We start from the raw sequence: 23,733 nt of genomic DNA on the forward strand, positions 1-23,733 counted from the left end.
GTGGATTCTGCCGCTCTCCGCGCGGACCGCGGAGACAGCGGAGATTCTGGGCGCCAAAGCACATGGACTCGTGGTGCTTCACCGTCTCGGACTGCCGGTGCCTCCCGGGTTCGTCGTCACCACCGAGGCATGCCGGGCATTCCTGCGAGACGGTCGTCTTCCCGACGGACTGGACGCCGAACTCGCGACCGCCATAACCGGCTTGGAGGCGGCGACCGGGCGACGGCTCGGCGGAGCACAGAGGCCGTTGACCGTGTCGGTCCGTTCCGGGGCCGGCGTGTCGATGCCCGGCATGATGAACACCATCCTCAACCTCGGGCTCACCGCCGAGACCACGGCGGCATTGGCGGCCGAGACCGGGGACACGCAGTTCGCGTCGAACTCACGACTGCGGTTCTTGACCGGCTTCGCATCCGCGCTCACCGGCACCGACGTCGACGGCCCGGCGGCCGGGGACGTGGAAGCGGTGCAGCAGCTCATCCGGCAACGATGCGGCAGGCCCATCCCGGACGACGCGACCCGGCAATTGGAGATGGCAGTCGAAACCGTCTTCTCGTCGTGGGACACGCCACGTGCCCGGACCTACCGCGAACTCCACGACATTCCCCACGATCTCGGCACGGCGGCGATCGTGCAGACGATGGTGTTCGGCAACCGCGACGACCACAGCGGCACCGGCGTCGCCTTCAGCCGCGATCCCAACACCGGCGAGAACATCCCGTACGGAGAAGTCCTGTTCGGCCATCAAGGCGAAGCAGTCGTGTCAGGCCGGTCGCTCACCCGGCCCCTGCATGAGCTCGCCGATCGGGAACCGGCTGTGTGGGCGGGCCTGGTCGATGCCCTGAGCCGGGTCGAGGAGCATTATCGCGACGCGTGTTATGTCGAGTTCACCTTCCAGGCCGGCGAGTTGTGGATGTTGCAGGTCCGTTCCGGCCGGTTCGTCGGAGCCGCCGCCGTCCGCGTCGCGACCGACCTGGCCGACGAGGGCGTGATCACACGGCAGGAGGCACTGGTCAGGGTCTCGCCAGAGCACCTCCGGCACGTACGCACACCGCGCATGGCGGCGTCCGCCGATGTCGTGGCCCGGGGAGTGGGAGCGTGCCCCGGTGTCGCGGCCGGCAGGGTGGCCACCACGACCGACGCGGCCGTGCGCATGTCGGCCGACGGGCCGGTCATCCTGGTACGCCCGGAGACCTCCCCCCACGACATGCGCGGCCTGGCCGCCGCCGCCGGAATCGTCACCGCACGGGGCGGCCCGGTCAGCCACGCCGCGGTCGTCGCACGGGCGATGGGCAAACCCGCCGTCGTGGGCGTTACCGACCTCGTCGTCGACGTCACCTCGATAAGAGCCGGTGAGCACACCATCGGTGAGGGCACCCTCGTCACCATCGACGGGACCAGCGGTGAGGTCGCCCTCGGCAGCCCTCCCATCACCACAAACACGGCAGACGGCCCCCTGCGCCGGCTACTCGAATGGGCCGACGACGTGTCGGGCGACCGATCCGGACGAGATGAGGTCCAACGCCTCACCTCGGCCCACACCGCGCTCGGGCACGACTCCCGGCACCGGTGACGCTCGTACGGCGGAGCCCTGACGGTCGCCCTTTGTACGGCGGAGCCGAGCGGAATGACGCCGTGAGGCGCGAAGTCTGAATTCGATCTCTAGTTATATGGGAGTCCTGATGGCGACTCGGCATTTGCACGTGGTGAGGCACGGCGCGGCCAACACGTTCGGCGAACTGACCGACGTGGGGCGGCAGCAGTCGAAACTGGTGGCGGATCGGCTCGCCGGCCTGCCGATCGACGCGATCTGGCATTCGCCCCTGTCCCGGGCGGCACGCTCGGCGGAGATCATCGGCGAATACCTGCCGAACGCTCCTGTGCGGGAGGCGGCCGAACTGATCGACCACGTGCCTCATGTGCCGGACGACATCCCGCCGGCGTGGGCGGGGTTCTTCGACGGATACGACCCCGCGGAAGCGGCTGCGGGCACACGTCTCGCGAACGCGCTGATCGACCGGTTCGCCCGCCCCGCCGACACCGAGACCCACGAGGTCCTGGTCACCCACGCCTATCAGGTGGCCTGGCTGGTGCGGGACGCCCTCGGCGCGCCCTTGGCCCGGTGGCTGGGGTTGAGCTGCGGCAACACGGCGCTGACCGCGATCGAGTATTACAGCGGGGCGGCGCCGACCGTGCTGTTGTACAACGACATGGGCCACCTCCCGCCCGACCTGCGCTGGACGGGGTTCGGCCCCGGCGTCCGGCCATAAGAGCCGGGGCCGGACGGGCAACGGGAAATCTCTCGGAGACTTTTATTCGCTTAACCGGCGACCATCAGATAGAGCAGAGCCGCCAAAGTAGTCCCACTCACAATGGACCGGCTTGCGATCAGGGAAGGAATATCGGCCAGCGGGACCCATTCAACCCGGTCGGCCTCCCACTTCTCAGAAGGCGGACCCAGGTGCGTCGCGGTATCGGCGCGGAAAATGTGGTGCGCCGCATCGGAGATGCCATTGGTCGGTTGCGTGTAGAGCAGCTTACGGAGGGGTCCCGGTCTCCAGCCGGTCTCCTCCTCCACCTCACGCGCTGCGGCGTCGATCGGCGATTCACCGGCCTCGACCCTGCCGATCGGAATCTCCCATCCCCAGGAGTCGGTGATGAACCGATGACGCCAGATCATCAGCACACTGTTCTCGTCGTTTACCACAGTCGCGCCCGCTCCCGCGGGAGTGCGAATGATGCGGTGGCTTAAATTTGTGCCGTCTGGCAGCTCTACTTCGGCGAGCCGGATATTTAACCACTCATCGGTGTATAGCGGTTTCTCCGACCTGACTTTCCAAAGCATGCTGCGCTCCCACCTTGTCCGTCACACGACAGACTACAACCGAGCAGCGGCCTCTCGGCTTCGACAAGGCAATCGAAAGACCATTGCGCATTTCACGCGCATGCGTCCGTCACTGGGCGGGCACGTCGGCGGCCTCCCGGAGCACCTGTTCGGCCTTGGGGGTCATGACGCCCCCGGCGACGCCGTGTGTGGCCGGAGAGAGCATGCCGTATTCCTCCCGGGCCAGCCGTAGCCAGTTTTCCACCGTCTTACGGTCGGCGCCGATCTGCTCGGCGAGCCAGGCCACCGGGCGTTCTTCCTGGGCGACCAGGGCGCAGGTGTAGGCGGAGGCGACGATCGCGTAGAAGACCGGGGGGCGTCCGGCCCTGCCGGGGCGCGGGTTGTCGTCAACCATGCGTTTGACCTGGGCGGCCGCCTTGACGCCGGCCTCCCTGAGTGTGGCGGTGGCGTCTTGAACCGTCATCCGCTGCTCCTTGATGAGGTCGCCCAGTGGGATGGCGCGTAGCACGCCGGGGGTGATGCCTTTGGCGATCTCCTGGGGATCGCCGTCGGGGGCCGCGGTGATGACCATTTGCGAGGGGCCGGACTTCTTTCGCGCCTCGTCCCAGGTGCACAGGATCGACCACGATCCGATCCGAGCGTGGTGGTGATGCCCCTCGGAGTCGATCGGCGGGGGCATCGCACTCTGCGATTGGTCTGTCATAGCCGCCATCGTAGCTAAATATCGGGAGATTTGCATCTGAGTCACAGACTCCCTATATTTATTTGCTCGAAACACTATACCCCCTTAGGGTATATCCGGGACAGAGCTGTGCCCTGTCCCGGATATGAAATCAGGCGCGCCCCGCCGCCGCCTCCTCCTGAGGGGCAGGCGCCGGCTTGCGCATCAGCACCAGCGCGAGTGCGGCACCCACGAGGGCGACCACGGCCGCGCCCACGAACGACGCCTGGAAGCCGTCGGTGAGCTTCACGACGTCGCCCAGCTCGGCGGCCCCTTGAGACATGGCGATCGCCGTCATGACCGCCAGACCGAGGGCCGAACCCACGTTGTAGGTGGTGTTGACGATGCCCGAGGCCAGGCCGGCGTCCTCCGGGCGTGCGCCGGACATCGCCGACATCATGGCGGGGATGTACGCCAGCGACATGCCGACCGCCGCCACAAGGCTGGCCGGGAGGACGTCCACGGCGAAGGTGCCGCCCGGCCGGGCGAGGGCCAGTCCTGCGACGCCCACGGCCAGCACCAGCAGGCCGAGCACGATGAGCGGCTTGGCGCCGAAGCGGCCGAGCAGGCGGGCCGTGATGCCGATCATGAAGATCATGACCGCGATGGTCATCGGCAGCAGCGCCGCGCCGCTGGGGAAGGCGCCGTAGCCGAGGACCTGCTGGAGGTAGAGGTTAAGGAAGTACCACATCGGGATCCACGCCGCGCCGAGCAGCGCCATGGCGAGGTTCGCGGTGGCGAGGCCGGGGGTGCGCCAGATGCCGAGCGGCATGATGGGCTGCTTGACGGCACGCTGGATGAGCAGGAACACCGCGAGAAGCACGACCGCGCCGGCCAGCTCCAGCAGGGTGGCGGCCGAGCCCCAGCCCTGTTCGGGCGCCTGGACGATGGCGAACACGGCCAGCGCGATGCCGGCGGTGACCGCCGCGGCGCCGAGCACGTCGACCGAGCCGCGCCTGCCCTGCACCGCGGGCAGCAGCGCCGGGACGGCGGCGAGGGTGGCCAGGCCGATGGGGATGTAGACGATGAACACCCACGGCCAGCTCAGGTATTCGGTGATGACGCCGCCGAGGAAGACGCCCGCGGTGCCACCGGCCGGCGCGGCTGCGCCGTACAGTGCCATGGCCTTGCCGAGCTCGCGCTGGTTGTGGCCGAAGAGCATCATGAGCAGGGTCATCGCGGCGGGGGCGATCAGCGCGCCGCCGACACCCTGCACCGCCCGGCCGAGGATCTCCACCCAGGCCGTTCCTGCGGCTGCGGCGATCACCGAGCCGGCGATCAAGACGATCCAGCCGGTGGTGAAGATCTTGCGGGCGCCGAACAGGTCGGACAGCCGGCCGCCGAGCAGCAGCAGACCGCCGAAGGCGATCACGTAGGCGTTGAACACCCACTGCAGGCCGCTTTGAGTGAAGCCGAGGTCGCGCTGCATCTCCGGTAGCGCGACACCGATGATCGAGGTGTCCATGATGACCATGAACTGTGCGGCGGCGAGCACAACGAGTGCCCACCACCTGCGGGGATTGACGGCATTCATCGCCGCACTCCTGATTCCTCGCACCATATGATGCGACTTAGGGGTCTGGGGAAGTTCAACAACAGACCGGCCCCAAGGTGGGCGTGCAGGGCAATGCACGCCCACCATTCACTTTCCTAGGACCCGGTCCCGGACAGCTGGTAACCCGCGCGCTCGATCGCGTCGCGAATCTCCTGGTCGGTAAAGCCCGTCCCGCTGACGGTGACCGCGCCGGTGGACAGCTCGACGTCCACACCGGACACGCCGTCCACCTTGCCGATCGCCGCCGAGACGGACGAGACGCAGCTGCCGCAGGTCATGCCGCTCACCGCGAACACGCTCCGGTCAGTCCCCTCGTTCGTGGCGACTGTCACCGGCGCGGCGTCTCCGGTTCCGCACGCACATGCCGTGCACATGTAGTCCTCCTAAAAGTCATACCCTTCGGGGGTATATCTGTAACATACCCCTAGGGGGTTTGCAAACCCCATCGGTATCGCCTCTTTCGATCAGGGAGCAGGAGGTCCGTCCAGAGTTGGAAAAGTCGGTCGCCGTCGCCACGCCGGGACCACGACATCGAGGCCAGGCGGCCGAGCCACCTGACCTCGATGTCGCAACCAAAGGCCCTGCCTGATCAGGGCGTCATGCCGGCTCCGCCGTACACCGGCAGGCGGGCGCCGCACAACCTCGTCGAAGGGCGCCCGCTCCTCCGCCGAATCAGTACGGCGAAGCACGGCACACAACGTCGTGATCAGGGCGTAGCCGTACCTCGTCCGTCGAGCAGCGGCCGGGCCGGCTGCCAGGTGTCCCCGCGGCGGCGGGCCGCCAGGCCCGACAGTGCTTCGAGGACGATCCGGTTGCCGAGGAAGGCGGTGATGTCGGCATGGTCGTAAGGAGGGGAGACCTCGACGACGTCCATGCCCACGACGGGGAGTTCGAAGGCCAGGCGGCGTACGGTGTCCAGCAGTTGGCGGGAGGTCAGCCCCCCGGGCTCGGGGGTGCCGGTGCCGGGGGCCATGCCGGGGTCGACCACGTCGACGTCCACCGACAGGAACACCCCGTCACAGTCGTCGAGCGCGATGGCCATGGCCTCGTCCATGCACTCTTGCAGGCCGCGGGTGACAATCTCGCTCATCTCGTATGAGCGCATGTGCTGGTCGGCCATCCAGTCCAGTGTGTCCGGATCGGGCCAGTAACCACGCAGGCCGATCTGCAGGAATCGGTCACCGCGGACGGCGCCGGATTCCAGCAGGCGGCGCATCGGCTGTCCGTGGCCGTGCAGGTGCCCGAACTCGATGTGCCCGGTGTCGGCGTGCGCGTCGAAGTGAATGACCGAGACCCGGCCCATGCCGTGATGCCGGGCCACGCCGGTGATGTCAGGCAGCGCGATGGTGTGGTCGCCGCCCAGCACGACCGGGATGGCGCCGGAGGCCGCGATCGTGGCCACGGCCTCCTCGACGGCGGTGATGCTGCCCTCGATGTCCCCGGCGAACATCTCCACGTCGCCGGCGTCCAGCACCCGCAGGTCCCGCAGCGCGTCCACACGCATCGACAGCGACGGGCGCGACCCGTCATGCGCGAGGTAGTCGGCCGATCGGATCGCCGACGGACCGAACCGGGTGCCCGGCCGGTGGCTCACGCCCCCGTCGAACGGGGCGCCGACGATCACCACATCGGCGTCCCGGTATGTGGCGGGGTCGTCGAGTGTGCAGGGGTCGATTCCGAGGAACGTGATGTCGGGGCCGAACATCGCTCCGTAGCGGCTCATGGGGTTCTCCTCGCGCAAGTCCCTGATGTTAAAGTCAGGGCTAGATGGCCTGACTTTAAAGTCAGGCGTCGGGCCAGGGCAAGTGGGTGTGACAGGATCCAAGCCGTGAGCACAACCAGCACCGGCACACGCGGCGGCAGGGAGGGCATCCTCCAGGCGGCAGTCGAACTCATCGCCAGGGACGGCTTCGACGGCGTGCGCATCGCCGACATCGCCGCCCGCGCGGGGGTGTCGACCGCGCTGGTGCACTATCACTTCGCCGTCCGCGACCGGTTGCTGACCGACGCGCTCGCCTATTCGCTCACCCGCGCCGAGATCCGGCTGCAGCGCGGCATGCGGAACTCCGGCCGCGACACCCCGGCGAAGCGCCTCGCCGACCTGATCGACTTCCTGCTGCCGCTCACCCACGACGACATCCTCGAAGCCCGCCTCTGGGCCGAGCTGGAGATCCGCTCCACCGGGTCGGAGGACCTCGCCGCCGCCCTCGCCGTACTGCGCCGCCGGGTTCAGGCCCCGCTCATCTCCACCGTCGAGGACGGCCTGCGCACCGGCGACTTCCGCGACTGCGAACCGGGCGAGGTCGCCGTCACGGCCATGGCCCTCCTCGACGGCCTGACGAGGTGGCTCCTCACGGACCCGGGCGGCCTCGCCCTCACCGACGCCCGCCGCCTGGGCGCCCGCCAGCTCACCCTCGCCGTCGGCTTCGACGGCGAACTCCCCTTTCAGCCCCTCCCCGACCCGGGCCCCCCTCCACCTCGCACATCCCCCGGCCGGCCGAGCCCCCGCCGCCGCGCCCCACGCGCCCCGGCTTCGCGACCAGGCGACGCGTAATCATCGGTCGCGGAGTCAGGAGCCGGCGCCACCGAGTCTCGGCGGTCGCACCGCCGTAAGGCACTGCGCACGCGCGTCGTCGATGTGGGGAATGAGGATGTCCAGCGCGGCTGCTTCGTCGGCCGCCTCAAGGGCGTCAAGGAGGCGCCGATGTTCCTGCTTGTCGGGCGACATCGACGTGACGCGGCAGAGTGCGAAGCAGTATGCGATCTCCATGTCGATGCCGACGTAGGCGCGTAACAGGCGCGTGCTCCTGGTCGTCTCGATGAGCGCGCGATGCACGACGCGATCGGCCCGCATGGTCTCCCAGATCACGCTCGGCGATGGAGCTTCCCGTTCAACCGCCTCCAGCCGGTCAAGGTGATCGACCGCGGCTCTCAGCCCGTCGAGCGACGGCCGTCGGCGGCAGATCAGGCGGACGGCTTCGATCTCCAACGCCTCGCGCAGGTCGAAGGCGTCGTTGACGTCGTACGCATCGAACTCGCGCACCCGCGCGCCGCGATGACGGTCGTGCACAAGCACGCCTTCGGCTTCGAGGAGTGCGAGGGCGGCCCGGACGGTGTGCCTGCTCGCTGCGTATCGCTCAGAAAGATCAATTTCGCGAAGCGGGCTTCCGGGGTAGAGCTCCAGCCGCAGGAGACGTTCGCGGAGGTCCTCTGCGATGAGCTCGGCAGCGCTTGCTGCCGTCGAGTCGCGAGATGTCATAGCGACATCTTGACACACAATTACGCTCATCAATATTGTTGCACAATCACTCCGGGCAAACACCTGGTCGCCCTGCGCACCCAAGAGGTCCCGACCTAGGGCAGCGAGGCCAAACCGGCACAGGCACCGACATCCGGCCCGCTCCCCGCCGGCCCCCACCCTCCCCCACTCCCCCGAAACCACGCTCGCCGACCCCTGCCGCCAAGACGCGGGCCCCAGCATAGACAGGCCACCCAGGCGCCCCTGGGTGGAACGATCCAAAACCAACCGCCTCTTACGGGGTGACATCGCCGTCCGGGCTTTCCGATCGACTTTGTTTCACCGCATTAATCCGGTGGTCACCGTACGCCAACGGCCGATCACCGACCGAGGAGAAAGCATGAACCGTCGTTCAGCACTTCAATTCATCGCCGGCGCGGGAAGCGCATCTGTAGTAGCCGCCGGCACCGGATCGCGACCACTCTCCCAAGGCCATCAAGTGCGCCGCGACGGCCCCACCTCGGTCGGCCCCGACCTTCCCGAGGTAGAGCGACTTGTGGCAGCACGGCTTGGAAATTTCGCGAAAGTTCCTGGGTGCGCTCTCGCGATAACCAAGCAGGGGAGGATCGTTTGGGCCCGCGCGTACGGTCAGCGCGATCTACGAGCCGGGCGGCCATTCACCCTTCAGACCACTCACAACATCGCCTCCATCACCAAGACCTACATGGCGACGCTTGTCCTGACTCTCGTAGACAAGCAACTGATCGACCTTGACGCCGATGTCAACGACTATCTGCCCTATAAACTGCGCAGCCCGTTCTTCTCCGCTGTGCCGATCACTCTGCGGATGATGCTGAGCCACACCAGCGGCCTCGCGGAGGTAGGCCCAGAACCGGGACCTTACGCCGACAGCTACCGGGCCGGAGATCTCCCCGCTCGGGATGGTGAGTGGGCGCGGCGCTGTCTCGCGCAGCGGAATCACGCCCGCCATTACGTCTATCCCCCGGAAACCGGTTTCTGGCTCCGCGACGCCCGTCCCGGGCAGGTCCGTAGCTATAGCAATCTCGCCTGGCAACCGATGACGGATGTCATCAAGCACGTCACCGGACGCGACGTGCACGACAAGATGAGGGCGGCCCTCCTCAAACCGCTCGCGATCGGCGACAGCGGATTCCGGCTCGCCGACGCGGACACCGAACCGGCCCTCGGCTACGCCGCCGTCGTCGACGGCAAGGTGCACAACGGTCTTGACTTCGACTACGAGTATCTCTACTCACGCCTCGAAGGAAGTCCCGAGGTAAAAGGCTTCGTGGAGTACGCCCGCTACACGTATGACGTCTTCGCCGACGGAGGCATGCGCACTTCATTGCTCAGCCTCGCGAAATACAGCGCGATGTGGGCGAACGGCGGCGCTCTGCCGGGGGGTCGGCGGGTGCTCAGCCCGAGCGCCGTCACGGCGGCGTTCACTTTGCAGGCGGGTGAGGGCCAGGGAACCGCCGACCACGGCCAGGGACTCGGTTGGGGAGTTTCCTCCCGGCGCCCGGACGGCTGGGTTCACGGCGGTGGCGACCTCGGCACCAACACGTTTGCCCTCGTCCTCCCCAAAACCCAGGCAACGGTTGTCGCGATCAGCAATGTGTCACGTTTTCCGGGCGGAATAGACGACCTCGTGTTCGACGTGGCCGAGCGCGCAGGCGTCTGAACTCAGTTTTACGTCATCACATGGAATCAAGCACGACGAGGAGAGCCATGTGGAAATGGAAGCGGAATAGAACCCGGGTCGCCGCGCCGGTCATGTCGATCGCGATGGCGCTGGCGATCGCGGGATGCGGAACCCAGGATCAAGCGAAACCCGCGAAAGCCGACGCCAAGGCCCCCTATTTCCATCTCCTGCCGGAGAAGATCGCCAAAGCGGGCAGCGTGGTCGTCGCCACCAACGCCACCTACCCGCCCATCGAGTACATGTCCGAGGACAATAAGACGATCATCGGCTTCGACCCCGACCTGGGCGCCGCGCTCGGTAAACAGCTGGGCGTGGAGATGAAGTTCGTGAACGTCACCGAGTTCGACGCGATCATTCCCGGTCTGGTCGCCGGGCGCTACGACATCGCGATGGCGTTCATCAGCGACCTCAAAGAACGCTACGACAAGGTTCATTTCATCGACTACTTCGAGGACCGGGCGGTGCTCATGGTCTCCGCGAAGAACCCGGCCGGCATCGCGTCCTTCTCCGACCTGTGCGGGCGCACCGTCGTGGTGCAGAAGGGGGCGGTCACGGAAAGCCGTACGGCGGAAGCCCCGAACGCCGAGTGTGCCGCCGCAGGCAAGGCCCCGGTCAACATCGTCCAGTTGCCCGCGGCGACCGACAAACAGACACAGCTGAAATCAGGGCGTGCCGACGCGGCGATCACAAACGTACCCAACGCGAGCTACCTGGTGAAGAACGCGCCCGCCGACTTCAAAATCGTGGGCGAGCCGATCGAGGCGCCGGGTTCGCACATCGGCATCGCGGTCCCCGCGCAGGACACGAAACTGAGAGACGCGATCAAAGCGGCGCTGCAGTCGCTGATCGACTCGGGGGAATACAAGACCCTCCTTGAGCGGTATGACCTCGAAGACGGCGCCGTCCCGGCAGCGGTGATCAACGGCGATGGCTGACACCGTGACGACCGACGCGCCGAAACGAGGTGAGCGGTCATCGGACCTCCGGATCGTCCCTCTCCGCCATTGGGGCAGGATCCCGCTCGGGCTCGCCGTCCTGGCCGCTCTCGCCCTCTTCCTTTATGCCCTGGCGGTGAACCCGAACATCAAGTGGGGTGTCGTCGCCGAGCATCTCACCGCCCCCGCGATCCTGCGCGGCGTCGGCGTCACCATCCTCCTGACCGTCGCGTCGATGCTCATCGGCATCGTGCTCGGCGTCGTCACCGCCGTGCTCCGCGGCTCCGACAACCCGGTGCTCGCCTACCTCGCCCGCGGATACATCTGGGCGTTCCGCGGGACGCCTGTGCTCGTGCAGCTCATCTTCTGGTACAACCTCGGCCTGCTGTTCCCCACCATCGGCCTGCCCGTCCCCCTCGTCGCGGAGGTGTGGGTCGTCGAGACGAACACCGTCATCACCGGCTTCACCGCCGCGCTCCTCGGGCTCGGGCTCAACGCCGGCGCCTATATGGCGGAGATCGTTCGTGCGGGGCTCGTGGCCGTGGATCCCGGACAGAGCGAGGCCGCGCTCGCCGTCGGCATGACGAAGGGTCAGACGTTGCGCGCGATCGTGCTTCCGCAGGCCCTGCGGGTGATCGTGCCCCCGACGGGAAACGAGGTGATCACGATGCTCAAGACCAGCGCACTCGTGTCCGTCATCTCCGGCTCCGATCTGCTCACCACGGCGCAGACGATCTACTCACGCAATTTCCACGTCATCGAGCTCTTGATCGTGGTGAGCATCTGGTACATCGCTCTCACCTCGATTCTCACCGCGGGGCAATGGGCACTTGAACGCCGGCTCGCGCCCGGGCGCACAGTGCGGAGCACATCGCGCAGGGAAGCGAGGCGAGCGTGAGCAGCATGCTCGAAGTGATCGACGTCCGTAAGCGGTTCGGCACCACCGAGATCCTCAAAGGGGTTGACCTGCGTGTGGAGCGCGGCTCCGTCGTCTGCCTCCTCGGCCGGTCCGGCTCCGGAAAAAGCACGCTGCTCAGGTGCGTCAACCACCTTGAGACCATCGACGGCGGCCAGATCCTCATCGACGGGCGATACATCGGATATGAACGCCGGGGCGACAGGTTGTTCGAGATCCGTGAACGTGAAATCGCGCGGCGCCGGTCCGAGATAGGGATGGTGTTCCAGAGGTTCAACCTCTTCGCGAACCTGACGGCCTGGGAGAACGTGGCGCTCGCCCCGGCACGTGTGCGCAGGCTCGCCGCGGGCCAGGCCCGAAGCCGGGCCATGGACCTGCTCGACCGGGTCGGCCTCGCGGATAAGGCACATCTATATCCCAACCAGCTCTCAGGCGGTCAGCAGCAGCGCGTCGCCATCGCACGAGCGCTCGCCATGGACCCAAAGCTGATGTTGTTCGACGAGCCCACGTCAGCGCTGGATCCCGAGCTCGTGGCCGAGGTGCTGGCCGTCATGCTCGACCTGGCCCACGACGGCATGACCATGATCGTGGTGACCCACGAGCTGGGCTTCGCGCGCAAGGCGGCCGACCGCGTCGTAATGATGGACGACGGTGTGATCGTCGAGGACGCGCCACCGTCGGTCGTCTTCCACCACCCCGCACACGCGAGCACGCGAGCCTTTCTCGCGCATTGGGCGGACCACTCGGCAGGAACGGAGAAGAAATGAAGAGTGGCGGCGTATTCCCCGAGCAGGGCATCCCCTGGCGCACCCTGGAGCAGGAGCTCAGCGAATATCAGTCGGGAGAGATGCCCTACGAACGCGGGGTGTTCGAGCGTTACTGGCCCGCCTATCCCGATGAGGCCTACCTCGCCTCGCGCTCCGCCCAGTCGATGTTCGCCCACACGAACCTGTTCTCCATGAACGCTCTCCCCTCACTCAAGCGCGTCGAACGCGAGCTGCGTGAGATGGTGGGAGAGATCCTGCACGTCCCGGAGGACGGGGCCGTCACGCTCACCATGGGCGGCACGGAAAGCAACTTCCTCGCGGTGAAGGGCGCCCGCGCCCGCGGCAGGGCGATGGGCATAACACGTCCGAACATCGTCATTCCGATGACCGGGCACCCGTCGTTCGACAAGGCGGGCGACGAGCTCGGCGTGGACGTCAGGCGCATCGAGGTCGACGCCGAGTTCCGTGCAGTTCCGTCGCGCATGCGGGAAAGCGTCGACGAGAACACGATCCTCGTCGCCGGGTCGGCACCGTCCTATCCCCAAGGCGTCATCGACCCGATCGAGGAACTCTCCCGGATGGCGGCGGACTCCGAGGTGTGGATGCACGTCGACGCCTGCGTCGGTGGATTCCTGCTCGGTGCCCTCCGCGAGGTGGACCCCGCCACTCCGCGATTCTCACTCGACATCCCGGGCGTCTGGTCGGTGTCGGCAGACCTGCATAAGTTCGGTCTCTGCCTGAACGGCATCTCCACATTCTCCGTGCGCCACCGCGACCTGCAGAGCCTGCACACCTACACGCTTCCCGAACCGGGCTGGCCGTACCGCGGTTATCAGCGGATCGGCTTCGCCGGCTCCCGGCCGGGAAGCACGATCGCGGCGGCCTGGACCACTCTGCGCACGCTCGGCCGTGAAGGATACGTCCGGGCCGCCGCGAGCATCCACCGCAGCGCGCGCCGGCTGGCCGAGGGAATCGAACGGATCGACGGGCTCCGCGTCGATCTCCCTCCCGAGGCGGGGATCCTGGTGGTCTTCCCCGAACCCGAGGTGGACCTGGAGTCGGTTTCCTCGGCGATGCTCGAGCGCGCGTGGGACGTCTCGACAGCGCTCGCCCCGCCGTCGCTGCACATCCTGCTCAGCCCGCACATGGAACACATCGTCGACCCTTTCCTTCACGACCTGCGGGAAGCCGTCGCCCAGGTGCGCGGCGAAGGACCGAGGGCGACGACCGCGTTCACATACGGAGACTGACGCGTGGCCCCTTACGGACCGATCAGTTTTTCTGCCGTGGAGGCACAGTGACACGAACACCGGCGGTCAATTGCTCCATCATGCTGAAGGACCGTCCCGTCGAACAACGACTCGCCGCGGTCGCCCGGGCCGGTTTCACCGCCGTCGAGTTCTGGTGGCCGTTCGAGACCGCGACGCCGAGTGAGGCCGAGGTCGACGCTTTCGCGTGCGCCATCGAGCGGTCCGGGCTCACGCTGACCGGACTGAACCTCTTCGCCGGCGACATGGGCGGCGGAGACCGCGGCATCGTGTCGTGGCCAGGACGCGAAGCCGAATTCCGGGCGAGCACCGAGGTCGCCTTGGCGCTCGGCAAACGCCTTGGCACCCGCCGATTCAACGCGCTGTACGGCAACCGCCTCGACGGCGTCGAACCGGAGAAGCAAGACGAACTCGCCGTCGCGAACCTGCTTGCCTGCGCCCGGCGTGTCTCCGAGATCGGCGGCATTCTCCTGATCGAGCCGGTGAGCGGTGCGGAGCGTTATCCGCTGCGCACCGCCGCGGACGCCCTGTCCGTCCTCGACCGTGTCTCGGCGGCCGGGCAGGACAATCGCGCACTGCTTTTGGATCTCTACCACCTGGCGGTCAACGGAGACGACATCGCAGGTGTGATCCAACAGCACTCCGCGGTGGTCGGCCACGTGCAAATCGCCGACGCGCCAGGTCGCGGTGTTCCCGGCTCGGGTGAGCTGCCACTGGTGAAATGGGTCGCCGCACTGCGCGCCGCCGGTTACGACGGCCCGGTCGCCCTCGAATACACACACTCCGGCGCCGACCCGTTTGAGAACCTCGACTTCGCCGCATGGAAGGAACTCGCATGACCGTCGTCGCGTTCATCGGTCTCGGCGTCATGGGTGCGCCGATGGCCCACAACCTGGTGAAAGCCGGATTCGACGTCATCGGCTACAACCGTTCCCCGGCACGGGCGGACGCCCTTGTAGCGCGGGGCGGGCGGCGGGCGGATTCCGTCGCCGAGGCCGTCCGCGACGCCGATGTGATCGTCACCATGCTCCCCGACAGCCCCGACGTCGAAGCCGTCGTGCTGGGAGAGGGTGGCGTCCTTGAGGCCGCGCGGCACGACGCGCTGCTCATCGACGCGAGCACCGTGCACCCGGAGACCGGCCGGGCGGTCGCGGCGGCGGCCCAAGCACGCGGCATCCGCGCCCTGGACGCCCCGGTGAGCGGGGGCGAGGCGGGCGCCGTCGAGGGCGCCCTGTCCATCATGGTGGGCGGCGACGAGAAGGTTTACGAATCCGCCCTCCCCGTGCTGCGGGCCATGGGCTCCACCATCGTGCACGTCGGCCCCGCAGGCGCCGGTCAGACGGTCAAAGCGGCCAACCAGCTCATCGTCGCGGGAACCATCGAACTCGTGTCGGAGGCCCTCGTCTTCCTGGACGCCCGCGGAGTGGACCTCGGCGCGGCGGTGCGTGTGCTCGCGGGCGGCCTCGCCGGCAATGCCGTACTCCAGCGCAAGGCGCCCGCGATGCTCGCCCGCGACTTCGCCCCCGGCTTCCGTGTCGACCTGCACCACAAGGACCTCGGCATCGTCCTGGCCGCCGCCCGCGAGGCGGGAGTGTCACTCCCGCTCGGAACCCATGTGGCGGGCCTGATCGCCTCGCTCCGCGCGCAAGGTGGCGGGTCCTTGGATCATTCGGCGCTTCTGCTTCAGGTCGAGTCGCTGTCCGGCCGGCGCAACGAGCTGAACGCCCTCGGAGCCCCACCGGCCTAGATCACCTGATGACGTCGGATAGAAGTTCGTCCAGCGAGGACATGCCGAGGACGGTTCGCCGGCGTTCCCCGTGGTATGTGGAATGCCGGCCGCCCGCAGGGGTGGTGGTCAGGTGGTGAGGGCGACCGCCGCTTCGCGGTACATGACGCTTGGGTCCTCCGACAGCCATGCCTTCACCTGGCGGCTCCAGGCGTCGGCGAGCACCTCGGGCCGGTGTGCCTCGATGCCGTCCAGGGCCGCCGCGACGATCACCTCGGGGGCGGTCTTGTCGCCGTCGTACCAGGCCATCATGTCGGTGTCCGCAGCACCCAGGTGCAGGCCTGTCACCAGGGTGCGCTGGTGGGCCAGCTCCAGGCGGACGTTGTTGGTGAGCGCCCACTCGGCGGCCTTGGCCGCGTGGTAGCCGCCCGCGCCGTCGTAGGCGAGCCAGGAAATCACGGACAGGACGTTGAGGATCGCGCCGTCGGCCAGTTGGGGTGCGAAAGCTCGGATCACGTTGAGGGTGCCGTAGAAGTGGGTGTCCATCTCGCGGCGGATCGCGTCCAGGTCCCCGGTGACCAGGTTCGCCCCGGTGGAGATGCCCGCGTTGTTGATGACGATCTTGACGTCGGGGGCGGCTGCCGCGGCAGCGGCGACCGATGCCGGATCGGTGATGTCGAGGCGCAGCGGGACGACCCCTGGCACGTCGATGAGTTCGGGGCGGCGGGCGGTGGCGTACACCTTGCCGGCGCCGCGGTCGAGAAGGGAAAGGGCGAACTGCCGGCCCAGGCCGCGGTTGGCACCGGTGACCAGCACGTGTGCTCCGTTGATCTGCATGCCGGTTAGGCTAAAACCTGACGTTGACGTCAGAGGCAAGTTTATGTGACGGAGGTCACGATGCGTATCGGTGAGTTGGCGGCGCGGTCGGACGTCAGCGTGAGGGCCTTGCGCTATTACGAGGAGCAGGGGCTGCTGGAGGCGAACCGGAGCGACTCCGGGCAGCGCCACTATCCCGAGTCGGCGGCAGCCCGGGTTCAGCTGATCCAGATGCTCTACGCGGCCGGCCTGTCCAGCCGGACCATCGCAGAGCTGCTGCCCTGCGTCGATGCCAGGGTCAGCACTCCGGAGTCGCGAGCCCGGCTGGCCGTCGAGCGCGATCGCATCGATGCCCAGATCGCCGCGTTGACCCGCACGCGTGACCGCCTCGACGCAGTCATCGCCTTCTCCGGAAGCCCGGGCAGCGGCTGCACATACATCGCGGACCGCGACGTCGCCGCGCAGGCGAGTCACTCCGTGATGCCATAGTCGCGACGGCCAGGCCCGGTCGGGGCTGCGTTATCGCCTGAGGAGCGTGGCCGGGAAGTCCGGTGGGTACTGGTTGCTCTTCCGAAAGGCTTGGTGGCCTGCGGCTGCTCGGGGGGTTTGTAGGGAACTTCGTAGCTCGCGATAATTCGGGGGTAGCTATCGCATTCCATTAAGGTCCCCCTCATGAGATCACCGTTTCGTCTGATCGTCACAGGCGGTGGAACCGGCGGCCACACCTACCCGGCCGCGACCACCGTGCGTGCGCTGCGGGCCAGGCTCGCAAGTCGTGGCCAAGGTCTGGAGGCCCTGTGGATCGGGACGGACAGCGGTTTGGAGGCTCGTGTCGCGCCGGCCGAAGGCATTCCGTTCGCCACGGTCGCCACGGGTAAGATCCGCCGCGCTCGCAACCCACTCAAGATGGTGTCGCCGGCCAACGTCCGGGACATGGCGCGGGTTCCTCTCGGTGTGGCGCAGGCGTACAAGATCGTGTCCGACTTCCAGCCCGACGTCGTGCTGGCCACGGGTGGATACGTCGCCGTTCCGGCGGGGCTGGCCGCGCGTCTGTGTCGCCGGCCTCTTGTGCTCCACGAGCAGACGGTGCGCCTGGGGCTGGCCAACAGGAAACTCGCCTCGTCGGCGGCGCGCATCGCGGTCTCCTCGGAGTCGACGTTGCCGTTGCTGCCGGAGTCGTTGCGCAGCGCCGCGGTCGTCACCGGGAACCCGGTCCGGCCCGAGCTGCTGTCGGGCTCCCCCGAGAGGGCGCTCAAGGTGCTGGGGTTGCCGCTCGACCGGCGGCTGCCCACCGTCTATGTCACCGGTGGGGCGCAGGGCGCCCAGCAGATCAACGGTCTCGTCGGGGACGTGCTGCCATGGCTGCTCGGCCAGGCGAACGTCGTCCATCAGTGCGGCCCGGCCAACGTCGACGAGCTGCGGCAGCGTGCGGAGTCGCTGCCGCCGCACCTGGCCAGTCGCTACCGCCTCGCCGGTTTTGTCGGCCCGGAGCTGCCCGACATCCTGGCGCTGGCCGACGTGGTGGTCTCCCGTAGCGGTGCCGGCACCCTCGCCGAGTTGACCGCCCTCGGCAAGCCCGCGGTCTTCGTCCCGCTTGCCTCCTCGGCGGCCAATGAACAGGTGCACAACGCCCGCCACCTGGCGGACTCGGGCGCGGCCCTGGCCCTGCTCGACGAGGTCACCCCCCATCATCTGGCCGAGGCGGTGGGTCTGCTCCTGGCGGATCCCAACCGGCGTGCCGCCATGGCCGACCGGGCCCGCCACCACGGACGGCCGGACGCGGCCGACAGGCTGGTGGACGTCATCCTATCGACCGCCGATCAGCGCGCGCCTGCCGCTACGGCGGGAGCCTGACAGCCGTCTGTCTCCAACCTGAAGGCAACACGCGAAAGGCCGATTCGGGTACGGCACCCGCCTCGTCGGCCACGGGCCTCGTGTTCTTCGGCTCGCTCCGTGGCGATCAATAGGCCGACTCGGGTACGGCGCCCGCCTTGTCGGCCACGGGCCTCGTGGCCTTCGGCGTACGGCTCTTCGGCCTTGTGACCGAGAGGAAGCCATGGGCGCTCACGCGCGTCCATGGCTTCTGTGCTTGAGCATCGCCCCCACGGCAGGTGGCTATGTTGATTGCCGCTGCGCCTTCCGCCGATAGTGCCGCTGCTGGCACGCGCGCGAGCAGTATTTGCGGTGTCGGCCTCGCGCCGACCGGGTGAACGACCCCGCGCAGACGGCACAGCGACCCGAGAGTGCCGCTGTTTCATCACGCGGCGGACCTGTTTCATCACGCCCCCGGCGCCCCGCCGTACGACGCGGGATCGACTGTGCCGCAGCGACAAGCCCCTGTGCCGCGACAAGCCCGCACGGCGTATGGCGCATCAGCTCGTCGTCGAGGTCCGGGCGCTCCCTGACGATGTCGTCGTCGGGGCATCGCAGCAGATGCAGCAGATCGCGCATCACCTCCAAGTGATCGCTAGGAGGCTCTGCGCTCATACCCTCACTGCCCGGTAAGGCATGGAAACCGCACCCGACCCGGTACGGGCAAACCTCGGCGAGGTCCACTCCGTACCGTGTTGCCGGGTGCGCGGTCAGCGGGGGGACATTCGGATGGCGCCGTCGAGGCGGATGGTTTCGCCGTTGATCATTGGGTTGGCGATGATGTGACCCGCGAGAGCGGCGAACTCGGCGGGGTCGCCGAGGCGCTTCGGATGTTGCATCTGCTCGCTCAGTGAAGCGATCGACTCGTCGGAGACCGTGGCGAACAGTGGGGTGTGGAACAGGCCCGGGGCGATGGTGACCACCCGGATCTGATAGGCGGCGAGGTCGCGGGCGATAGGCAGGGTCATGCCGACAACCCCGGCCTTGGACGCCGCATAGGCGGCCTGGCCGACTTGGCCGTCGAAGGCAGCCACGGACGCGGTGTTGACGATCACGCCGCGTTCGCCGTCGACTGGGGTGGTCCGCGCCATGTGTTCGGCGGCGAGGCGGATGACGTTGAACGTGCCGACGAGGTTGACGGTGACGACGGCGGTGAAGTCGCTCAGGGGAAAGGCGCCACGCGAGCTGACCGTCTTGATCGCGTTGCCGATGCCGGCGCAGTTCACCGCCGCTCGCAGGGGGCCGCGGGCGACGCATCTGTCGATCGCGGCGGCCACGTCGTTCTCGTCGGTGACGTCGCCGGGGATGAAGCCGCCCCGGGAGCCGAGTTCCTTGGCGACGGCTTCGCCGTCCGAGGACGGCAGGTCGAGGATGGTGACGTCGGCACCGGCGGCGTGCAGCTCCCGGACGGTCGCGAGTCCGAGTCCGGAGGCGCCGCCGGTGACGAGTGCTGACGCGCTGGTGAGTTTCATGGGTAGTCCTCTCTCTCCCGACCGGGTGAGTTGATGCCGGATCAAACCGGTGGGGGCAGGGCGACCAGGCGGGCCAGTTCGTCGTGATGCGAGCCGGGAGTGCCGAAGGCGATCTGGTCCGCCTTGGCTCGCTTGAGGTACAGGTGCAGCTGGTGTTCCCATGTCATGCCGATGCCGCCGTGCAACTGGATGGCCTCCTCGGCTACGTGCACCGCGGCCGTCCCGCAGAAGGCCTGCGCGACCGAGGCCGCCACCGCACTTTCGGCAGAAGCACCGCCGGAAGCACCCCCGCACGCGGTCGCGGCGTGCCGTGCCGCCGCCCTCATCGACTCCACCTCGACATACAGGTCGGCAAGACGATGCTTGACGGCCTGAAAGCTCCCGATCGTCCGCCCGAACTGCCGCCGCAGCCGGACATAGTCGACCGTCGTGTCCAGGCACCACTGCGCGAGCCCGAGCTGCTCGGACGCGAGCAGGGCGGCCCCGGTGAGCAGCGCGTCGCCGACCGCGCGCCGACCGGCCTCGGCCGGGGCGAGCAGCTCACCGGGGACACCCGGCAGGGTGACGTCCGCCAACTGCCTGGTCATGTCGAGCGAGGACACCGGCTCGATGTGTGCCGTCGCCGCCGGGACCGCCCAGAGCTCGACGCTCTCACCCGACCGGGCAGCCGGCACCAGCAGAACGTCCGCCTCCAGGGCACCCGCCACGTTGGCGACCCGGCCGTGCAGCTCACCGGCCTCCACGCGTATGTCCAACCCCGCCGCCGCCCCCGGCCCGGCCGCAAGCGGAACAACCAGCGTGACGGTCCGCCGTCCCGCGGCGAGCGCGGACAGGAGCACGGCGGCCGCAGGAGCGGGTGAGGCGAGCAGGGCCGTGGTGCCGACGACCGCGCTCGTCAAGAAGGGAACCGGTGCGACGACCCGGCCGAGCTCCTCCAAGACGACTGCCGCCTCCCGGCAAGAGCCTCCGTCGCCGCCGTGTGCCTCCGGCACGAGCAGCGCCGACAAACGCAGCTCCCTGTTCAGGCCCCGCCACAGGCCGGTGACCAGGCTGCGATCGCCGTCGTAGCAGCCGAGGACCCCGCGAAGCCCGCACCGCTCGTCGAGCAGTTTGCGGACGCCGGCCCGCAGGGCGCCTTCGACGTCGGTGTAGAGCAGGGTGGGTTCGTTGCTCATCTGGCCAGGTCCTTCCATGGCACGCCCTTGTCGGGACGCGGCTCCGCCGGCAATCCGAGAATCCGCTCCGCCACGATCGTGCGCAGGATCTCCGATGTGCCGCCCTCGATCGAGTTCCCCCTGGCCCGGAGATAGCGGTAGCCGGCGTCGCGTCCGGTCAGGTCGACGCTCGACGGGCGCACCATCGGCCATTCCCCATATCGCAACCCCTCGGCGCCGAGGAGTTCGAGCTCCCAGCCGGTGAGCTGCTGGGCGAGCCGCGCGAAGGTCACCTTCAGCGCCGCCCCCTCGGGGCCCGGCTGCCCGGCGGCCAGTTTCTGCCGCAGCCGCGCACCGGCCAGCCGGAGCACCTCCGACTCCACCCACAGGCGCAGCAGTTTGCCGTGCAGCTCGGCCGTGCGCAGGTCAGGCCGCTCCCGCCAGGTGCGGGCGGCGACCCCGATCATGCCGCTCTCACGGGCGTCGGCCCGGCCGCCGATGGCCACCCGCTCATTGTTCAGCGTCGCCGAGGCGACCGCCCAGCCCTGCCCCTCGCCGCCCAGCCGGTGCTCGTCCGGGATGCGAACATCGGTCAGGAACACCTCGTTGAACTCCGCCTCACCGGTGAGCTGACGCAGCGGGCGAACCTCGATCCCCGGCGCGGTCATGTCGCACACGAAGTAGGTCAGCCCCTGGTGTTTGGGCACGTCGGGGTCGGTCCTGGCCAGCAGGATCCCCCACCGCGCGTTGTGCGCGCTCGAGGTCCACACCTTCTGCCCGTTGACGACCCACCCGTCTCCGTCACGGACGGCACGCGTGGCGACCGCCGCCAGGTCGGAGCCCGCTCCCGGCTCGCTGAACAGCTGGCACCAGACTTCCTCGCCTGTCCATATCGGCCGGAGGAACCGCTGCACCTGGGCCGGGGTGCCGAAACGGAGGATCGTCGGCGCCGCCATGCCGAGACCGATGCCGTTGCGGCGCATGTCGTTCTCCGGTGCGCCTGCCGAGGCGAGCAGCCGGTCCACCTCGGGCTGGAATTCGTACGGCAGAGCCAGCCCGCCGGCACCCGGCGGGAAGTGGACCCATGCCAGCCCCTCGTCGAACCGGGCCCCCAGGAACTCCTGTCTGCCCGTCGTCGCCGGATCGTGCTCGGCGAGCAGTCGGCCGACCCTGACGCGCAGGTCGTTCGGCAGCTCGTCCAATGTCGCCTCTCCCCTTTCAGAAGTGATCAAAGCCCTGGTTGTTGGGCATCGCCTCGAACCGGGCTCTGCCGTAAGCGCCCTTATCTCACCGACCGCTCACCAACGTCGCGGTGACGTCCTCCAACCGGCGTCCGGTGGTGCGGGGGCCGAACAGTGCGATGTCCACGCTGCAGATCACCAGCAGGAGGGCCGAGACGCTGAGCACGCCGACCGGCCCGAGCGCCGCCAGAATGGACAGCGCCGCGAACGGCATGAGCGCGGTCGCCAGCCGGGAGAGACCGTTGCCGAGACCGGTCGCGAACCCGCGGGTCTCGGTCGGGAAGATCTCCGGCACGTAGACGCAGGCCGCCGTGGCGAACACGCTGCCGAGCGTGGTGAAGATGAACCCGACCAGCAGCACCACGATCTCCTGATCGGCCACCCCGAACACGATGCCGGCCCCCGCCATGAGCAGTGCGGACACGATGATCAGCCGCTTGCGTTCCACCCTGTCGCCGATTGTCGCGACGACGGCGGCGCCCAGCGGATATCCGACCGCGATCAACCCGGTGTACAGCAGCGACTGGACGATGTCGAAGCCCTTGGCCAGCAGGATGAGCGGGGCGATCGCGCCGATGCCGTAATGCGCCACTCCGGCACACACGTTGAAGACGTTGATCACCACGAGGCGGCCGAGGTAGCGTCCGCGGAACATGTCCCTCACCGGTGCCGCGGACCGGCTTGGCCCGACCGGCTCCACCACCGGAGCGGGCAGCGGCCCCGACTCGCGTTCGGCCTCCTTCTCGATGCCGGCCACGACGGCTTCCGCCTCGGCGTAGCGGCCCCGGCCGGCCAGCCAGCGCGCGGACTCCGGCAGGCTCCGCCGTACCCACAGGAGCAGGACGGCGCCGGAACCGGCGGCGATGAGCAGCCACCGCCACCCCTCGATCAGGAACGTGGTCTGGGCCAGCGGCGCGCCCAGGAAGGCCACCGTCGGGTAGGCGAGGAAGCCAATCGTCATGACCCAGCCGATGTACCTGCCCCGGCTGCCCTTGGGGAGGAACTCGCCCAGATAGGCGCCGACCAGGGTCGACTCGGCGCCGGCGCCGATGCCGGCGACGAACCGGCACGCGGCCAGCACCCACACGTTGGGCGCCGCCGCGGCGAGAAGCCCGAAGACCAGGTAGATGGTGAGGTTGATCAGGAACATCCGGCGGCGGCCGAACCGGTCCCCGAGGTATCCGAGCCCGATGGCGCCGACGAACATGCCGAGGAACACCGAGCAGATCAGGACACCGGACTCGAACGCCGTCAGATTCCACAGCGGTCGCAGGGTCGCGACAAGCGTGCCGCCGAGAACCAGCTCGAAGTACTCGTAGAACAGCCCGATGCCGATGACGCCGGTCAACCGGCGATGCCAGCGGCCGACCGGCAGGCGGTCCAGCCGCGCGGCGATGACCGCCTGCCGGTCGGCCGTGCGTCCCGCGTCATCTCTTCCCGGTGGGACGGAACTCTGGTTGAGGTGGTCGGACATGACGGATCAC

General features: G+C 68.3%; 23 protein-coding genes. 12 read left to right on the forward strand and 11 right to left on the reverse strand.

From position 1 onward, the window contains the following. A partial coding sequence (locus Ssi02_RS15465; protein ID WP_204026112.1) for a pyruvate, phosphate dikinase occupies positions 1 to 1,573 on the forward strand: 1,573 nt, incomplete at its 5' end. A gap of 109 nt (positions 1,574 to 1,682) precedes the next feature. After that, positions 1,683 to 2,270, forward strand: coding sequence for a histidine phosphatase family protein (locus Ssi02_RS15470; RefSeq protein WP_204026113.1), 588 nt, complete (start codon positions 1,683 to 1,685; stop codon positions 2,268 to 2,270). 50 nt (positions 2,271 to 2,320) lie between these two features. Here Ssi02_RS15470 and Ssi02_RS15475 read toward each other — a convergent pair whose 3' ends face one another. The 5 genes from Ssi02_RS15475 to speB all read right to left on the reverse strand — a co-directional run bounded on the left by Ssi02_RS15475 (position 2,321) and on the right by speB (position 6,844). After that, positions 2,321 to 2,845, reverse strand: coding sequence for an NUDIX hydrolase (locus tag Ssi02_RS15475; RefSeq protein ID WP_204026114.1), 525 nt, complete (start codon positions 2,843 to 2,845; stop codon positions 2,321 to 2,323). Between the two features lie 109 nt (positions 2,846 to 2,954). Beyond that, the gene (locus Ssi02_RS15480) at positions 2,955 to 3,548 is read right to left on the reverse strand and encodes a hypothetical protein (protein WP_204026115.1); all 594 of its coding nucleotides are present in this window, start codon (positions 3,546 to 3,548) and stop codon (positions 2,955 to 2,957) included. Positions 3,549 to 3,678: 130 nt separating this feature from the next. Next, entirely contained in the window at positions 3,679 to 5,100 is a 1,422-nt protein-coding gene (locus Ssi02_RS15485; RefSeq protein ID WP_204026116.1) for an MFS transporter, read from the reverse strand. A gap of 116 nt (positions 5,101 to 5,216) precedes the next feature. Continuing rightward, positions 5,217 to 5,453 (reverse strand): heavy-metal-associated domain-containing protein, encoded by a 237-nt coding sequence (locus tag Ssi02_RS15490; protein WP_239128933.1) that lies wholly within the window; start codon positions 5,451 to 5,453, stop codon positions 5,217 to 5,219. Positions 5,454 to 5,827: 374 nt separating this feature from the next. Beyond that, complete coding sequence (gene speB / locus Ssi02_RS15495) at positions 5,828 to 6,844, reverse strand: agmatinase (RefSeq protein ID WP_239128934.1); 1,017 nt, start codon at positions 6,842 to 6,844, stop codon at positions 5,828 to 5,830. 105 nt (positions 6,845 to 6,949) lie between these two features. Here speB and Ssi02_RS15500 point away from each other — a divergent pair, with 105 nt between their 5' ends. Continuing rightward, positions 6,950 to 7,675, forward strand: a complete 726-nt coding sequence (locus Ssi02_RS15500; RefSeq protein WP_204026121.1) for a TetR/AcrR family transcriptional regulator — start codon at positions 6,950 to 6,952, stop codon at positions 7,673 to 7,675. Between the two features lie 15 nt (positions 7,676 to 7,690). Here Ssi02_RS15500 and Ssi02_RS15505 read toward each other — a convergent pair whose 3' ends face one another. Beyond that, on the reverse strand, positions 7,691 to 8,380 hold the full coding sequence (locus Ssi02_RS15505; RefSeq protein WP_204026123.1) for a GntR family transcriptional regulator: 690 nt from the start codon (positions 8,378 to 8,380) through the stop codon (positions 7,691 to 7,693). A gap of 379 nt (positions 8,381 to 8,759) precedes the next feature. On the opposite strand from Ssi02_RS15505, the gene Ssi02_RS15510 reads away from it, so the two are divergent. The 7 genes from Ssi02_RS15510 to Ssi02_RS15540 are packed head-to-tail and all read left to right on the forward strand — an operon-like array spanning position 8,760 to position 15,715. Continuing rightward, complete coding sequence (locus Ssi02_RS15510; RefSeq protein WP_204026125.1) at positions 8,760 to 10,061, forward strand: serine hydrolase domain-containing protein; 1,302 nt, start codon at positions 8,760 to 8,762, stop codon at positions 10,059 to 10,061. 47 nt (positions 10,062 to 10,108) lie between these two features. Next, the gene (locus tag Ssi02_RS15515) at positions 10,109 to 11,017 is read left to right on the forward strand and encodes an ABC transporter substrate-binding protein (protein ID WP_204026127.1); all 909 of its coding nucleotides are present in this window, start codon (positions 10,109 to 10,111) and stop codon (positions 11,015 to 11,017) included. Continuing rightward, complete coding sequence (locus Ssi02_RS15520) at positions 11,010 to 11,915, forward strand: amino acid ABC transporter permease (RefSeq protein WP_204026129.1); 906 nt, start codon at positions 11,010 to 11,012, stop codon at positions 11,913 to 11,915. The genes Ssi02_RS15515 and Ssi02_RS15520 overlap by 8 nt, the downstream gene beginning before the upstream one ends. Positions 11,916 to 11,920: 5 nt before the next feature. After that, positions 11,921 to 12,700 (forward strand): amino acid ABC transporter ATP-binding protein, encoded by a 780-nt coding sequence (locus Ssi02_RS15525; protein ID WP_204026584.1) that lies wholly within the window; start codon positions 11,921 to 11,923, stop codon positions 12,698 to 12,700. Further along, positions 12,697 to 13,950, forward strand: a complete 1,254-nt coding sequence (locus Ssi02_RS15530; RefSeq protein ID WP_204026130.1) for a pyridoxal phosphate-dependent decarboxylase family protein — start codon at positions 12,697 to 12,699, stop codon at positions 13,948 to 13,950. Before Ssi02_RS15525 ends, Ssi02_RS15530 begins: the two co-directional genes overlap by 4 nt. 47 nt (positions 13,951 to 13,997) lie before the next feature. After that, entirely contained in the window at positions 13,998 to 14,807 is an 810-nt protein-coding gene (locus Ssi02_RS15535) for a hydroxypyruvate isomerase family protein (protein ID WP_307825676.1), read from the forward strand. After that, positions 14,804 to 15,715, forward strand: coding sequence for a 2-hydroxy-3-oxopropionate reductase (locus Ssi02_RS15540; protein ID WP_204026131.1), 912 nt, complete (start codon positions 14,804 to 14,806; stop codon positions 15,713 to 15,715). Before Ssi02_RS15535 ends, Ssi02_RS15540 begins: the two co-directional genes overlap by 4 nt. A 108-nt stretch (positions 15,716 to 15,823) precedes the next feature. Here Ssi02_RS15540 and Ssi02_RS15545 read toward each other — a convergent pair whose 3' ends face one another. Next, positions 15,824 to 16,531: an SDR family oxidoreductase gene (locus tag Ssi02_RS15545; RefSeq protein ID WP_204026132.1), complete on the reverse strand. Its 708-nt coding sequence runs from the start codon at positions 16,529 to 16,531 to the stop codon at positions 15,824 to 15,826. A gap of 60 nt (positions 16,532 to 16,591) precedes the next feature. Between Ssi02_RS15545 and Ssi02_RS15550 the strand changes: the two genes are divergently transcribed. Both Ssi02_RS15550 and Ssi02_RS15555 read left to right on the forward strand, forming a co-directional pair. Then, the gene (locus Ssi02_RS15550) at positions 16,592 to 16,999 is read left to right on the forward strand and encodes a MerR family transcriptional regulator (RefSeq protein ID WP_204026133.1); all 408 of its coding nucleotides are present in this window, start codon (positions 16,592 to 16,594) and stop codon (positions 16,997 to 16,999) included. Between the two features lie 183 nt (positions 17,000 to 17,182). Continuing rightward, complete coding sequence (locus tag Ssi02_RS15555) at positions 17,183 to 18,364, forward strand: UDP-N-acetylglucosamine--N-acetylmuramyl-(pentapeptide) pyrophosphoryl-undecaprenol N-acetylglucosamine transferase (RefSeq protein WP_204026134.1); 1,182 nt, start codon at positions 17,183 to 17,185, stop codon at positions 18,362 to 18,364. 728 nt (positions 18,365 to 19,092) lie between these two features. Here Ssi02_RS15555 and Ssi02_RS15560 read toward each other — a convergent pair. From Ssi02_RS15560 to Ssi02_RS15575, 4 genes are all read right to left on the reverse strand, one after another. Continuing rightward, positions 19,093 to 19,854: a 3-hydroxyacyl-CoA dehydrogenase gene (locus tag Ssi02_RS15560; RefSeq protein ID WP_204026135.1), complete on the reverse strand. Its 762-nt coding sequence runs from the start codon at positions 19,852 to 19,854 to the stop codon at positions 19,093 to 19,095. Between the two features lie 41 nt (positions 19,855 to 19,895). After that, on the reverse strand, positions 19,896 to 21,029 hold the full coding sequence (locus Ssi02_RS15565) for an acyl-CoA dehydrogenase family protein (protein ID WP_204026137.1): 1,134 nt from the start codon (positions 21,027 to 21,029) through the stop codon (positions 19,896 to 19,898). Further along, positions 21,026 to 22,210, reverse strand: coding sequence for an acyl-CoA dehydrogenase family protein (locus Ssi02_RS15570; RefSeq protein ID WP_204026139.1), 1,185 nt, complete (start codon positions 22,208 to 22,210; stop codon positions 21,026 to 21,028). The genes Ssi02_RS15565 and Ssi02_RS15570 overlap by 4 nt, the downstream gene beginning before the upstream one ends. Before the next feature lie 85 nt (positions 22,211 to 22,295). Continuing rightward, positions 22,296 to 23,723: an MFS transporter gene (locus Ssi02_RS15575; protein WP_204026142.1), complete on the reverse strand. Its 1,428-nt coding sequence runs from the start codon at positions 23,721 to 23,723 to the stop codon at positions 22,296 to 22,298. Between the last annotated feature and the right edge of the window lie 10 nt (positions 23,724 to 23,733).

The sequence above is a fragment of the Sinosporangium siamense genome, assembly GCF_016863435.1.
In the GTDB taxonomy this organism is placed as follows: domain Bacteria; phylum Actinomycetota; class Actinomycetes; order Streptosporangiales; family Streptosporangiaceae; genus Sinosporangium; species Sinosporangium siamense.

What these genes read in the sequence shown, in the direction of transcription:
- Ssi02_RS15560 (WP_204026135.1), bottom strand. Translation starts at nt 19,854, where the DNA reads ATGAAACTCACCAGCGCGTCAGCACTCGTCACCGGCGGCGCCTCCGGA.
- Ssi02_RS15520 (WP_204026129.1), top strand. Translation starts at nt 11,010, where the DNA reads ATGGCTGACACCGTGACGACCGACGCGCCGAAACGAGGTGAGCGGTCA.
- Ssi02_RS15485 (WP_204026116.1), bottom strand. Translation starts at nt 5,100, where the DNA reads ATGAATGCCGTCAATCCCCGCAGGTGGTGGGCACTCGTTGTGCTCGCC.
- Ssi02_RS15470 (WP_204026113.1), top strand. Translation starts at nt 1,683, where the DNA reads ATGGCGACTCGGCATTTGCACGTGGTGAGGCACGGCGCGGCCAACACG.
- Ssi02_RS15550 (WP_204026133.1), top strand. Translation starts at nt 16,592, where the DNA reads ATGCGTATCGGTGAGTTGGCGGCGCGGTCGGACGTCAGCGTGAGGGCC.
- Ssi02_RS15545 (WP_204026132.1), bottom strand. Translation starts at nt 16,531, where the DNA reads ATGCAGATCAACGGAGCACACGTGCTGGTCACCGGTGCCAACCGCGGC.
- Ssi02_RS15480 (WP_204026115.1), bottom strand. Translation starts at nt 3,548, where the DNA reads ATGACAGACCAATCGCAGAGTGCGATGCCCCCGCCGATCGACTCCGAG.
- Ssi02_RS15525 (WP_204026584.1), top strand. Translation starts at nt 11,921, where the DNA reads ATGCTCGAAGTGATCGACGTCCGTAAGCGGTTCGGCACCACCGAGATC.
- Ssi02_RS15555 (WP_204026134.1), top strand. Translation starts at nt 17,183, where the DNA reads ATGAGATCACCGTTTCGTCTGATCGTCACAGGCGGTGGAACCGGCGGC.
- Ssi02_RS15540 (WP_204026131.1), top strand. Translation starts at nt 14,804, where the DNA reads ATGACCGTCGTCGCGTTCATCGGTCTCGGCGTCATGGGTGCGCCGATG.
- Ssi02_RS15575 (WP_204026142.1), bottom strand. Translation starts at nt 23,723, where the DNA reads ATGTCCGACCACCTCAACCAGAGTTCCGTCCCACCGGGAAGAGATGAC.
- Ssi02_RS15515 (WP_204026127.1), top strand. Translation starts at nt 10,109, where the DNA reads ATGTGGAAATGGAAGCGGAATAGAACCCGGGTCGCCGCGCCGGTCATG.
- Ssi02_RS15510 (WP_204026125.1), top strand. Translation starts at nt 8,760, where the DNA reads ATGAACCGTCGTTCAGCACTTCAATTCATCGCCGGCGCGGGAAGCGCA.
- Ssi02_RS15505 (WP_204026123.1), bottom strand. Translation starts at nt 8,380, where the DNA reads ATGACATCTCGCGACTCGACGGCAGCAAGCGCTGCCGAGCTCATCGCA.
- Ssi02_RS15565 (WP_204026137.1), bottom strand. Translation starts at nt 21,029, where the DNA reads ATGAGCAACGAACCCACCCTGCTCTACACCGACGTCGAAGGCGCCCTG.
- Ssi02_RS15475 (WP_204026114.1), bottom strand. Translation starts at nt 2,845, where the DNA reads ATGCTTTGGAAAGTCAGGTCGGAGAAACCGCTATACACCGATGAGTGG.
- speB (WP_239128934.1), bottom strand. Translation starts at nt 6,844, where the DNA reads ATGAGCCGCTACGGAGCGATGTTCGGCCCCGACATCACGTTCCTCGGA.
- Ssi02_RS15530 (WP_204026130.1), top strand. Translation starts at nt 12,697, where the DNA reads ATGAAGAGTGGCGGCGTATTCCCCGAGCAGGGCATCCCCTGGCGCACC.